We start from the raw sequence: 12447 nt of genomic DNA, 5'->3' as shown, positions 1-12447 counted from the left end.
TTACTATGCCGGCGTGGCGGAATGGCAGACGCGTTCGACTCAAAATCGAATGGGAGACCGTGGAGGTTCGAGTCCTCTCGCCGGTACCACTTTAAATCATTGGTTCATCAGATAATTTATCTGGTGGGCTTTTTTTGTTTTATAGCCCAACCCCCACTCATTGTCTGCGCTGAAGAAACTTTGGAATTATAATTCGATTACCCATTGCAAAGCAAAGAAAGAGTCCTTCGTCCTTTAATTTACAGGGCGAAGGACTCTCAAATCCGTACTCTATGAAAACGATCAACCGACACGCGTTGTTTCATTCCACATTTGGAGAAACTAGCCGCGTCATATTTGAGCCTTGCGGACTGGCCATATATAGCCAATGAGTGCTCCAGCTACAGCAAGGCACACCCAGCCAAGACCAATGTCATAAAAGGGTAAGAAGTCGCTAAGCAAGTCGGTGAATGACTCTAAAATATTGTGAATCGGCAGGAAACCTCCAAGCCAATCGGTAATGAAAGACAAATTCAGTTTTGAAATAGATAGACCCTCGACGAAACTGAATAGTAAGGTTAGCGCTAGACTTCCCCAATAAACCTGTTTTTTACCTTTGAAAAGCGGATGCAGGAAGGTTAAAAAGATAAGCACTATAGAAATTGGATAAAGAATAGTTAAAACTGGAACCGAAAATTCAATTAGTTGGCTTAATCCGATATTAGCAAGCAATGCGCTAGTTATTGATAAAAGGATAGCCCATACCTTATACGAGACACGTGGCATTAATTGATACAGGTAGACACTACATGAGGTCGTTAGCCCAATACTTGTCGTTAGACAAGCAAGCATGACAATAATGCCTAAAATGATCCCACCAAAATTACCGAAATAATGCTGAGATATATTGGCGAGGATTTCTCCCCCATTATTTAAATAGCCAAACTGTTCCACACTGGTGGCTCCAATATAGGCAAGCAATGTATAAATAATCGCAAGAACTGCTGCTGATATAAGAGATGACTTCACGCCTGTAATAAGTAACAGTTTTTTTGATTGAGCCCCTTTTTCTTTAATTGCGTTGATAATAATAATTCCAAATACGAAAGCGGCGAGCGCATCCATTGTCAAATAGCCTTCTTGAAACCCATGAAATAACGCATTAGCCTGATAATTAGCTTGTGGCTCTTGAGGAATCCCAAGTGGATTGATTAAAGCAACTGCTGCTAAAATAGCAATAAATAAAATTAATACAGGTGTAAGTATTTTTCCGACGATATCAATCATCCTTGAAGGATTTAAAGAGCATAAAAATGTTATGCCGAAAAATAAAATACTAAACAGCAGCAATGGGACAAAGCTAGCTTGTTCGCCTAAAAAAGGCTTAATGGCAATTTCATAAGCGACACTACCTGTTCTAGGCATCGCAAACAGTGGACCTATTGTTAAATAGAGTGTAGTTGTAAATACGAGTCCGAATATAGGGTGAGCTCTTTTAGCTAAAGAAAGTAAATCCTGTTTTCCTGAAAAACTGAAAGCGATGATGGCTAAAAGAGGTAAGCCTACTCCAGTGATGAGAAATCCTAGATTTGCTGACCAAACTTCCGTACCAGCAGATTGCCCTAGCATTATAGGGAACACTAGGTTGCCAGCACCAAAAAATAGAGCAAACAGCATAAGTCCGATGATGATGGTATCTTTTGTTGAAATAATCTTGTTCATTGTGTATTAGTCTCCTGTTGAAATTCGTAATGTATAAATTGCTGAAAATTATCATGATTACAAAACGAGTAGTAATCCCATAGATTGATTTTATCATATTCGGATCCTCCGTTCGATGTTTTTTGTGAAAAAGAATCAAAACGGTGGTGGTGGGGAGCGATAGCGAGGATTAAAATGGACGCACGGATAACAAACATGATAAAACTCTTTCGTTAGATTTTATTTTGCCGATTTAACCAAGACTTAACCTTTGTAGATTATCCTTTAATTGAGAAAGGGGAAGTGGAATATGAGAAAAGGAATACTTGTTTTAATATGTGCGTTGTTCATCACAATATTAAATGGCTGTGGGGAAAAACAAGATTTAGGAGGCGACCAGAATAAGCAAGATCGTTCACAATTACCGATTGTTGAGCAACCAAATGACACTGCTGCTGTTCATCACAGCGAGACAAAGTCAACGGATTCAGTTGGAATACCGCCCTTTATTGACCATCTGGGCATATACCCATTCCCTGTGCCATCTGGCTGGAAAGAGGAGAAGTTTGAGGTTCGAGAGTATGACGAAGGGATGGACTGGGAGGCTATCTTCACTTTCGATGGAGATGAGGTGGAGCAGGCTCTCGCTTATAAGGAAGTAATCGAAGAATTAGGGTATGAGACCCAAACCTTATTGAATGAAGTATTTAAGATAGGGACGGCAGAGTTAGCAGGAGTCACTTATCACGGTACATTTACTTTCAATATTGGCGATGAATACAGCGAATGGGGCAAGGGGCAAGCGTATGTGGAGATTGTGTTTTCAGAGAAGAAGTAACCAAAAACCTGAGATGGTTAGGTGAAATCTGAAAAAAACTATTTTTACGGAAGAGGAATACGTAACTTCAAAAGAAAATCGTTTTGTACGGTTCCATGCCCCGCAGTCGATCTTCACATTCGTAGCCTATTTATTCTGAGTATGGTCATCAATGTGTTTTCATTACTAGGATTTCTGATTAGTATTTTGATGTACTTAACGGATCTTGAATAGAAAGGAATGGATCATGCTGAATTTCCGATATCGTAACTACATTGTTACATTCGCTGTATGTCTTGTAATAGTTGTCATCTTTACAGCATGTCAGAAAGTCAAGACTGAACAATTTGAAGGAATGAACTTTGCTTGTGCAGATGTTCGATATTCAGCTACCGCTGGAATGCCGATGGACATGATCAAGCTTAATGGGGCTCCTTCTGAGTTCGAAAAGCTTTTGTCGCTAATCGTGATTAGCGACGGTGGAAGTATCGCCTCGCGGGGACAGGTTTGGCCGCCGTGCATTTAATCCCAATGGAACGTTCTTTTTTAAAGATACGAGGATTGAAGTGTTGCCGATTGAAGTGATCGTCTCTCCAAGTGAAATGACGTTTAAGCCTGGAACATCTACCCAAGTCAGGGCAACGGTCCATAATGCCAATGATACGGGAGTCGCTTGGGAGGTTCACCCTGCAGGCGCGCATCGGATTACAGTAAGAACGGAGCCGAATGGGAAATCTATACTGATGATAGATACCTCCTATAATGAAGCAGATTTTCCCGTTACGATTACTGCGGTCAGTACATCCAGCATGGGTCTAAGGGTGCTGCCTGATGCTCCGCGTCGTGAAGGACACGCGCTTTTGCGTAGCACGAGCAGTAGCATTGAAATTTCGCCCAATGAATGCTGTGTAGAACCGGGCGAACAGCAGGCTTTTCAAGCCGTCGTTCATAACTTTTCCAATCAGAGGGTAACTTGGGCTGCAAGTGCAGGCACGATAGATGGAAGTGGCTTATTTACTGCTCCGGATCAAGTTGCAATCGTTACCGTTACCGCAACAAGTGTTGCTGATCCTTCTTTGAAGAAGAGTGTTCCGGTTCGAGTGGGAGATTGCACATGTTCGGCTGAATGGGAAATTAGTTCTTTTCAGGAAAAACAAAGCTCTAATACATCTCGCATGGAACGTGCTGGAGAAGATGGCGAGGGGCGCTTAACGAAATTGCTTTTTACAAACCTATTAAACGGAGAAAACCTTCAAATTATATTTGAAGGAAATGGTCCTTTACCTGGCGATCAAGGTACTTTTCCAGTGAAGATTATTAACGTAGGCAACGAAATGTCCGACAGATCCGTGCTATTTAAGAATGGAGCGATAGCGGGTGTACCGAGTCCACATCATCCAAACGGTTTCTACATGATACCACCGCCGGCATTACGTGACGGAAACGCAGAGCCGATGAGTGATGAACTGAAAGCGACGGTGACCATTGACGAATTTACCCAATTGGGTTCTGAGCATGATCACGTCTGGATTAGCGGTACGATACAAGGCGAGGTAGAGGCATCAGAATATAAGGATTACCTATCATCAGAAGAAAATATGAGTACGGTTCATTTAATTGGTACTATAAGGGGAAATTTTCAAGGTCATTATACGGTTCGCCATAAAAATCCGACAGTCAATCCGCTCGCTGACTTAGGATTTGAACTGCCATTCATTGGTGGGGGCTCTGTGTACTGGGATGTTTGCGGTATGGAAGAATCGGAAATCCCTTTTACAGAATCCATCAATTTGCAAGATATTATTCATTCAGATGAGTATATAACTCAGATGGATCCTGATGAACGAAAGGAATTGGAAGACTTAAAGGAAATATTAAAATTACTCGAAAAATAGTTCAAAATCTTTACCTAGATTTAACCTTGAACGGATAGGGGATGTATTAAAAATGAGGATTCCAGGAGGGAAATTACAATGAAACAATGGTTTAATCAGAAAAAGTTAATCGTAGTGCTGTCAGTCGTATTGATGTTCAGTGCCACCGGAAGTGTTATTGCGGCGAGTCAAATGACAAAAATAACGGCATATTTGAATTCAGGACTAACGATTTTGTTAAATGGGAAGAGCTTTGTGGCAATTGATGAGGTAACAGGAGAAAAACTTTCACCGATCACTTACAAAGGTAGAACATATTTGCCGCTGAGAGCAGTAGCTGAAGTAACAGGAATTGAAGTAGGTTGGGACGGGAGTACGCAAACGATCCATCTAGGTGATGAAAAGGAGGAGGAGATTGTTGGCGAGGATGGAACGATCTATACTCCTGTAACTACGGAGTATGTCGATGCTGCTGATGCCGGGGCATACCGATTAAAAAGCAAGGAGCCCAAAATTCTAAATCGAGGACCTAAAAGTGATTTTGAATATGGCTATGCCAATGATTCCATACATTCCTATTATCTAAGAATGACAGTTGATAACAGTAAAAATTTTGATGTATTCAAAACGAGAATTTGGCTTGAGGACTCAAAGGAAAGCGCATTGCAAAAAGCACCGTTTATCGAAGTAATTGGATTGGATGGTTCGGGTCCGATTGTGGTAATGGAAGGTGAAGACGTACAATTTGGTAAGTATTATGATTTGGAAGTAGAAATTAGCAATGTGGAAAAGTTTTATGTTAGAACGAATGGAGTATTGAGTGTAATTGGTGAACCTATGCTAGGTAGATATCCAAGCCAATAATACAGATCGGGAAAAGGGGGCAGATTGCCCTCCTTTTATTTTTAAGCGTAGCGGGTGCGAGAACAAGTCTCCATCGTTATGTATTCATACATAGAATACTGTGGTGGGCAGATATCCTAATAGCCAACCCGGATTGGCAACGCAACATAAAAAGTACTACCTTCATTCAATTTACTTTCTACCCAGATTCTCCCTTTATGGGCATGAACAAGTTCTTTAACGATAGCTAATCCTAATCCGGTACCAGTCTGTTCCGCTGCTGCAGTAGACGCAGATGCTTTATAAAATCGATCGAATATAAATGGCAGTTTGTCTTCACTGATGCCATAGCCGTTATCTTTAATCTGGATAATAACTTCCTCATCAGTCTTATTGACTTTAACTTGTATAGATATTTTTCCAGCACCTTCAGATGTATTTTTAACAGCATTAGATATTAAGTTTGAAAACACTTGATCCATTCGTCCATTATCGATAGAGCAGTTAAAATGTTTTGATCCCTTAATAATGTTAGTTGTTTCGACAATCCTACCATATTGAGTAACATCAAACTCGAACTTATGATAGATTTGTCCAAGCCATGTATCTAAGTTTATATTTTGGAGATTTAAATTCGAATGCCCAGCTTCAAGCTTGGATAAATCAGATAAATCACTGATTAACCGACTGAGGACATTCATCTTGTTATGAACGAGATTACTAAAATAAGCATCATCTGAGTCAACTAATCCACTTTGTAGTGCTTGCACATAACTATGAATTAACGTAACAGGTGTCCCTAGTTCATGTGCTATATTTGCTAGAAGATGGCGGCGTGATTCCGCCATGGCAATTAAAACTTCGTTCATTTGTGTCAGATCAATATTAGCGACTTCCAATGCTTGTGTGCGTTCTTGTACTTTTTCCTCAAGCTCAAGGTTCAATATGATTAGTTTCTGATTTAAGCTTCTTAGTCGAACTAATGTCTTCACACGAGAAAGTAGTTCTTGCTTATCACAAGGCTTGAGTAAATAATCATTAGCCCCGACCTCGAATGCTGTAATTCTATCACGAACTTGATTTTTTGCCGTGAGCATCAAAATTGGTAATTCCATTAATGAATAGTTATTTCGTAAACGTCGACACACTTCGTAACCAGACATTTTTGGCATCATAATATCGAGGATTAGCAATTCAATCTCGTGCTCGGCGATGATGCTTAGTACTTCCTCTCCATTAGAAGCTGTCAATACTTGATAGCCTTCTAATGTGAGTTGATTCATTAGTACTTGTAAGTTGATAGGCTCGTCATCAGCGACTAATATTTTGGATAATGTGTTGCCTTGTGGTTGATAGCTTGTCGTTAACAGTTTTATCTCTTCTATTAAGAGAGGTTCTACTGTAATTGCAATTTCCTTTACATACTCATCGCCCGGTTGTATAGGCAGGGTAAAACTAAATATTGAACCTATTCCTACCTTCGAATGTACTTCAATAATGCCGCCATGCAACTCGACTAACTGCTTTGTTATGTTTAAACCGATGCCAGTACCCCCAACATCTCTCGAAAGAGAAACATCACCTTGCTGGAATGGTTCGAATATAATGCTCTGTTGTTCTTTAGAAATCCCTTTTCCAGTATCCGAAATAATTATTTTCATTTGTTTATCTTTAAGTTCAGCTGAAATAACTACTTCACCATGATCAGTATATTTAATAGCATTGCCCACTAGGTTATACAAAATTTGCTGGAGACGATCTTGATCCGCATTTACAGCTGGTAGGGTATCATCAGTAAGATTAATAAGTTTTATCGCCTTATGCTTCACTAATGGCTGACAAATAGTAAGGATGATATCGACTAGTCCTGGCAGGTAGATTGGCTTTTTATGTACATCTAAAGCATTATGTTTTAATTTTGAAAAATCTAATATATCGTTTATTAAATAACTCAATCGATTACCACTAGTTATGATCATTGCGAGTTGATTGCTCATCTCAGCAGGAACATCTCCAGTCGCACCATCACGTATTGATTCAGCAAGGCCGATCATTCCATATAGTGGTGTACGTAATTCATGCGATGTAATTGCTAAAAACTCATCTTTAAGTTCATCTGCCTGCTTTAAACTTTCTATAGCCAGAGCATGACTTTCTGTAGCTTCGTGTTCTGCTAGCTCCTTTTCAGAACGCATAATATTGATTTTATCTGCCAACGCTAGAGATAATAAAACGACCTCTACTACTAAAGTAATCTGCCCCGCATATTCTGTGTAATTCGAAAAAGGAATGACTGCTGCTCTCTCTAGTATCGTGATAGATATCCCAATAAAGAAGAATGGCCAACCGACTATAAAAAATCGTGCCTGGCGTGCCCCTCGCTTTAAGCATATGAAAGCGACGGTTAGTACTGCAATAAACGTACTGACCGTACTAAGGAGCATGATATTTAGTGCGACTAAATTCGATATAAAGAGCATGACGATGACGACAGCGTTTAAAATCATCAATATATATGAAGCCGATTTGAATTTGGGAAAATAGCGATCAGTATCCAAAAAGCTTCTAGCAAACATAAGAATACCAATGCATGCTAGGCTTACCCAAAAAGGAGTAGAAATTGTATTCCACCAAGGAGAATATGGCCACAAATATTGAAAACCGAGTCCATTAAGCGACAATTGCCCTATAACTGTACAAGTAATAGCAAGCACATAGTATAAGTAACTTCTCAAGCGCAAACTGAAATATAGAAATAAATTGTATAATATCATGACTAAAACCATGCCGTAAAAAATACCAAGCAATGTAAATTCAGTTTGACTTTTCTGAATCATGGATTGAGTATTCCAAAGGTAAAAAGGCGGATGTAGACCACCTGCCCCATGAAGTAAAATGTAAAAGGTTTTCGTCTCGTTCGCTTCTATCTTCAAATCAAAAATGAAGTTACGATGGTTGATCTTTCGTTGTTCAAATGGGTAGATAGTCCCTGCATTATGAAGTTCTATTATCCCTGAATCATCTGCAGAATAAATATTAATAAAATAAACAAGTGGGAAAGCGATTTCAAATAACCATTGTTCTTGATCCGTTTGGTTATTTACTTCAAACCGAGTCCATAGTGCAGCTTCAAAAAAGCCGCCTTTTTGTGGCATTTGCTCTGAATAAGTAAATTTATCCGCATAGCTAACGGAAGAAACATCGTCGATTGTTAGACGCTTCTCGTTGTCTTCCAGCATATACAAATAAGAATATAAATCTACCTTTTCGGTAGACTCACGCAAAATAAGAGTGTCGCCTTGATATTCTTGGGCTTCAGTAGGAAGGACATTAACGGTAAACAAAATAATAATTAGAAGAATAAAAACATATTTGGATTTAGATTTTAACACGAATCAATTCACTCCTCTTCAAGAAGTTACATTATTATTACGCAAATATTAATATATATATTCTTCCATACTATAGCTTAAAAACACAGCTTTTTGTCAAATAAGCTTTTTATTGGGTCATTAGTCACGTTTTATATTACTTAACCTAGACTTAACCTTGGTGAACTAAAATATGATCAATTCAAAGTAAATAGAAAGGGGATGATTAAGATATGAGTAAATTATTGTTAAGTTTACTTTTAGGTTTTATTGTAATTATGTTAACGGGATGCGTTTCGATACCGACGGGTGATGGCGGGTCGCTAAAACTTTCCAAAGATGGCGTCAAAATTAAATCAGTAGATGGTGAAGATTTAGCAATAAATATTGACACAAATGAAGGAGGGATATCATTCTCTGGAACTGACGAAGAAGGTAAGGCAATAGATTATAACGTGTCACTTAAAAATGATATACCCGAAGGATTTCCTAAGGAAATTCCTATACCCGAAGGTGTAGAGATCCAAATGAGTTCTGTGACTGAGACGGAAAGTGGAAAAATGTATATGGTGAACTACGTCATTGAGGGTAAAGTTATTGATTATTATAAACTATACAGAGGGTATATGGATAAAGCAGGCTATACAGAAGTTGTAGACTCTAGTGGAGGCAACGCCGATCAAGATACGAAAACAGAAAATATTTCAGTGAAAATCAACGAAAATAGCAATTTAATTATTGGGATTATGGTGAATGGTACAGGGAAATTCGATGACGGCAGCATTTCAGTTAACATCATTTATAGCGAGTAATTAATTTTACACTTAACCTAGACTTAACTTAGGGCTGATATAACAGAAGTAGGTTATTATAGATTATTCTTAATGAAGGAGGGGATCAAACTTACTTTCCGAGAAGAAAAGGGTATACAAAGCTAGACCCGCGATGTTGTAAACACTTTCAAGTAGACGAATTGAGTGGGGTAAGTATTAAAAGTGATAGAATCCGGTAAGCCTAAGGATTTCTCACTATTCAAAATTCAAGTGAAAAGGAGAATATAATGATGGGAAAAACGATGTATGTACCACAAATGAAAAAAGGATCAATCATTTTACTTTGCCTAGTTCTTATAATTAGTACGTTTACAATTACTTTGAACGCGGAAAAAGCTCGTGCTAATAATCCAATTGTTATTACAACCGCAGAGGAGTTAGATTTAATCCGCATTGACTTGACGGGAGATTATGTGTTAGGCGCGGATATTGATTTAGACGTTGCCCCATATAATGAAGGTGCAGGATGGACGCCGATTGGTTATTTCGAGGGCACGTTTAACGGAAAAGGACACACTATTAGTGGTTTAATGATTAACAAAAACATCAATTCAAGTGGATTATTTGGTGGCGTAAGCGGTAAATCGGTAATATCTAATGTAAACCTAGTAGATGTAAATATTCTTGCTGGTCATAATATTGGTGCCTTGCTAGGTGAAATGGGCAATGGTGGCTTAATTGAAAATGTTACGGTTACAGGAGAAATAGTCGGCGCGGATAATGTTGGTGGTATTGCTGGTAATCTCAGCAATGCGAAAATAAAAAATAGTCATGCGACGGTCAAAGTATACAGTGCCGAACGGGCAGGTGGATTAATCGGATCTGCAGGTGGCGATGGGGCTTTAATTGAAGGAAGTACTTCAACTGGTATAGTAGAGGGCAATGGTAGTATGGTTGGCGGACTTGCAGCGTCAGCTACTTATGTTAAAGATAGCTCCTCATCAGCAAAAGTCATTAGTACGAATGCCGCTGAATATAATAATGTTGGTGGATTGATCGGATATGTGCACCCATTTAGTGGGGAAATTAAAAATAGTTTCGCAACGGGTGATGTTGAAGCAATCAGCAATAATGTTGGTGGTTTAATCGGGCATCTTAGTGTTAATGGTACATCTGTAACGGTTGTGGATAGTTATGCAACTGGAACTGTGACAGGTAAAAATAATGTTGGTGGTTTGGTCGGTGGATATATTACCGGAGGTAAGGATAACTATAATAAATTACTAATAAAGGATAGCTATGCGACTGGTGATGTATACGGTGAAAATCAAGTTGGTGGTTTAATTGGCAGTCAGGATGGTCAAAATGCACTGCTCCAGAAGAGCTACGCAACAGGTAATGCAAATGCAACAGGTGATGATGTTGGTGGACTAGTAGGTCAAGTGCTGAACCAGGCTACAATAAAGGATGCGTATGCTAGAGGTACTGTCAATGGTCAAAGTAACGTTGGTGGATTTATTGGGAAAAATCAAGCATCAACGATTCAAAATGGATATGCGGCTGGGGAAGTGGATGGAGCTGGCAGCAATGTTGGTGGATTCGTAGGGCTAGACCAACGTGGGAACAATATTGCTAACTTCTATGATGAACAAACAACAGGACAAACAGATTCAAATGGTGCTACGCCAAAGTCAACAGCAGACATGAAAACGCAGTCTACATTTAAAGGATGGAACTTCTCAAGTACGTGGAAGCTTGAACAAGGTGATTATCCGACCTTTAGAGCTGCACCACTTATCGAGTTCAAAGATATTAGTGGACACTGGGCAGCAAATCAAATTAACGAAGCAGTAGACTTAGGTTACTTTACAGGCTATGAGGATGAGACGTTTAAACCTAACACTCCGATTACCCGGGCTGAATTTGCAGTGATCATTGATCGGGCGTTGGATTTGGATACAAGCGGCGGGACAACAGAAACATTAAAGGATATCTCCAACCATTGGGCGAAGGATGCTATTGAAAAAGCACAAAAAGCCGGTATTGTTAATGGCTATTCAGATGGAACTTTTCGACCAAATAAGGAAGTGAGCCGCGCAGAAATTGCTGCAATGGTCGCACGAGCACTTCAATTAGATCCAGCAATAAGTGGAACAACAGAATTCAGCGATGATGACCAAATTCCTAATTGGGCTAAAGGTTATGTGGCTATTATGAAAGAGCATGGCATTATCACGGGACGTGAAGGAAATACATTTGTCCCTGCCGCCGACACAACAAGAGCGGAAGGTGCAGTAATCTTATTACGTTCAGTTAAATATTAAGATAAAGACGACAACGTACTAATAATAATTTATTCAGAAAAAAACATATTAGGTGGCCAACCTACTTTGAACTGCACGCCAATGGTTAGACATGTTCTAACTATTGATGTGCAGTTTTTAATTTTGTTGGGTTATTTTAATGTGCATCTATAAAGGGAAGGGGAAATTCAAATATGAGAAAAGGGTATTTAGTTTTAGTATGTATGTTAATCATTGCTGTTTCAAATGGTTGCGGGGGTAAACAAAACTCATCTAGTGAAAATAAACAAGGGGAATTACTAGGGCAAACGAATGCTGCTCCATCGGATCACAATAGTGAGATAGGGTCTGCTAATAAATCTAAAACACCACCAATTATTGATCATCTAGATAGTTATCCATTTCCAGTCCCATCTGGCTGGAAAGAGGAGAGATTCGAGGTGAGGGATTATGATGAAGGGATGGACTGGGAGGCTGTTTTCACATTTGAAGGAGATGAGCAGGAGCATGCTGCAGCATATAAGCAAGTCATCGAAGAACTTGGTTATGAGGTTCAATCCTTAATGAATGTTATATTTAAGATTGGAAGGGCAGAAATTGCAGGACTTCCATACCACGGTACATTTTTATTTGAGATTGGTGATGAACATAGTAAATGGGGTGAAGGGCAAAGGTATGTAGGAATTTCATTTTCAGAGCTAAAATAGCCAATTGTCTGATCAATGGTGACAACGAATGATTTGAATGAATATAGTTAGGGTGGCAGCGACTTTAAGTAGAAAAGGG

The 12447-nt window shown here is 39.2% G+C and carries 9 protein-coding genes and 1 tRNA gene; 8 read left to right on the top strand and 2 right to left on the bottom strand.

Annotated elements, in window-relative coordinates:
- Window positions 1-7: 7 nt before the first annotated feature.
- Window positions 8-89, top strand: a tRNA-Leu gene (locus AC1TO5_RS05640).
- Window positions 90-330: 241 nt separating this feature from the next.
- Here AC1TO5_RS05640 and brnQ read toward each other — a convergent pair.
- Window positions 331-1701, bottom strand: a complete 1371-nt coding sequence (gene brnQ, locus AC1TO5_RS05635; protein WP_482061781.1) for a branched-chain amino acid transport system II carrier protein — start codon at window positions 1699-1701, stop codon at window positions 331-333.
- Between the two features lie 289 nt (window positions 1702-1990).
- On the opposite strand from brnQ, the gene AC1TO5_RS05630 reads away from it, so the two are divergent.
- The 4 genes from AC1TO5_RS05630 (at window position 1991) to AC1TO5_RS05615 (ending at window position 5235) form a co-directional block, all read left to right on the top strand.
- Window positions 1991-2518 (top strand): hypothetical protein, encoded by a 528-nt coding sequence (locus AC1TO5_RS05630; RefSeq protein WP_482061780.1) that lies wholly within the window; start codon window positions 1991-1993, stop codon window positions 2516-2518.
- Window positions 2519-2744: 226 nt separating this feature from the next.
- Window positions 2745-3023, top strand: coding sequence for a hypothetical protein (locus tag AC1TO5_RS05625; protein WP_482061779.1), 279 nt, complete (start codon window positions 2745-2747; stop codon window positions 3021-3023).
- 40 nt (window positions 3024-3063) lie between these two features.
- A complete protein-coding gene (locus AC1TO5_RS05620; protein WP_482061778.1) occupies window positions 3064-4392 on the top strand; it encodes an Ig-like domain-containing protein in 1329 nt (442 codons plus the stop codon).
- A 78-nt stretch (window positions 4393-4470) separates the two neighbouring features.
- The gene (locus tag AC1TO5_RS05615) at window positions 4471-5235 is read left to right on the top strand and encodes a stalk domain-containing protein (protein WP_482061777.1); all 765 of its coding nucleotides are present in this window, start codon (window positions 4471-4473) and stop codon (window positions 5233-5235) included.
- 116 nt (window positions 5236-5351) lie between these two features.
- Here AC1TO5_RS05615 and AC1TO5_RS05610 read toward each other — a convergent pair whose 3' ends face one another.
- Entirely contained in the window at window positions 5352-8606 is a 3255-nt protein-coding gene (locus AC1TO5_RS05610) for an ATP-binding protein (protein ID WP_482061776.1), read from the bottom strand.
- A gap of 212 nt (window positions 8607-8818) precedes the next feature.
- Here AC1TO5_RS05610 and AC1TO5_RS05605 point away from each other — a divergent pair, with 212 nt between their 5' ends.
- The 3 genes from AC1TO5_RS05605 (at window position 8819) to AC1TO5_RS05595 (ending at window position 12368) form a co-directional block, all read left to right on the top strand.
- The gene (locus AC1TO5_RS05605) at window positions 8819-9397 is read left to right on the top strand and encodes a hypothetical protein (RefSeq protein ID WP_482061775.1); all 579 of its coding nucleotides are present in this window, start codon (window positions 8819-8821) and stop codon (window positions 9395-9397) included.
- 248 nt (window positions 9398-9645) lie between these two features.
- Complete coding sequence (locus tag AC1TO5_RS05600; RefSeq protein ID WP_482061774.1) at window positions 9646-11682, top strand: S-layer homology domain-containing protein; 2037 nt, start codon at window positions 9646-9648, stop codon at window positions 11680-11682.
- 173 nt (window positions 11683-11855) lie between these two features.
- Window positions 11856-12368 carry a hypothetical protein gene (locus AC1TO5_RS05595; RefSeq protein WP_482061773.1) on the top strand — a complete coding sequence of 171 codons (513 nt, stop codon included), beginning with the start codon at window positions 11856-11858 and terminating at the stop codon, window positions 12366-12368.
- The last annotated feature ends 79 nt before the right edge of the window (window positions 12369-12447 follow it).

This window comes from Paenibacillus sp. Y930 (assembly GCF_056786375.1).
The sequence above is the reverse complement of the archived record's forward strand: the minus strand, read 5'-3'. Positions and strand labels throughout refer to the sequence as shown.